The sequence below is a fragment of the Vibrio sp. 1078-1 genome (assembly GCF_033340475.1).
This window is the reverse complement of record NZ_JAWOWM010000215.1, coordinates 1-811: the sequence shown is the minus strand read 5'-3', so window position 1 is coordinate 811 and position 811 is coordinate 1. Positions and strand designations below refer to the sequence as shown.

2 protein-coding genes are annotated in these 811 nt (G+C 43.0%); one reads left to right on the top strand and one right to left on the bottom strand.

Annotation, left to right across the window (positions count from 1 at the left end; all coding sequences use genetic code 11):
- On the top strand, window positions 1-181 hold a 181-nt coding region (locus R7190_RS26695; RefSeq protein WP_318137775.1), incomplete at its 5' end, for a hypothetical protein.
- Between the two features lie 14 nt (window positions 182-195).
- On the opposite strand, the gene R7190_RS26690 is transcribed toward R7190_RS26695, so the two are convergent.
- Window positions 196-597 (bottom strand): GFA family protein, encoded by a 402-nt coding sequence (locus R7190_RS26690; RefSeq protein ID WP_318137774.1) that lies wholly within the window; start codon window positions 595-597, stop codon window positions 196-198.
- Window positions 598-811: the final 214 nt, after the last annotated feature.

Here is an 811-nt window from a genome sequence, read left to right as displayed (position 1 = left end):
AAACGCGCCATATTCCACCCAACGAGGAAGTCTGGAAATCACAATAAAACCCCACCAAATGTTAGGAGCAGATTATAACGCTCACACTGAGTTACGAAACCTTTTCCTGTTCAACTCGGTTGATCATTCTCAAAAAAATCTCATTTATAGAGCTTTTGCTCAGATCACAACAAGCCAATAAAGGGGGATTCCCCTCTATTGAATGTGTTCCATTGTGCACTCGAAACTCACCCAGCCCTGTTTCCTTTGCTCATAAATCGCAACTTTTGGCTCATGAAATTCGGTGTTATTGAAAATTCCAACGGGAACAACAACGATTTCGGGTGCTGCGGATAACAACAGTCGCATCGTCGTGCCACAAGCAGGGCAAAATTCGTATTTCACTTCATTACCATCGTCGCTGATTCTGGTGTAGTTGGTCGTGTCACCATCTAAAATGACCTGCTCTTTATCGAATTTGGCCTGGACACCAAAAACGCTGCCTGTTCGTTTCTGGCATTCAAAGCAGTGACAAATAGAGGTTCGCAGAGGTTCATCTTTACAGCGAAGTTGAACTAAGCCACAGGCGCACTCTCCGGTGTGAATTATGTTTGTCATCGTTATTACCTATCGATTGCCCACTAAACAGTTTATACCTAAATCCGCTCGAGTGATTTCACGATACTTGGTTCATCGAGATTTGAGTGTATGCGGTGATCCTATTCGAATTGGTATATACTCCGAACACAATTTTTAGAACAAAAACAAGGAAGTCGTCATGGCTCGCAGCAGAATTCTGCCAATTCCACTCATTCTTCTTATTCCTATCGTG

Coding starts and splice junctions, on each gene's coding strand:
- R7190_RS26690 (WP_318137774.1), bottom strand. CDS start 597: ATGACAAACATAATTCACACCGGAGAGTGCGCCTGTGGCTTAGTTCAA.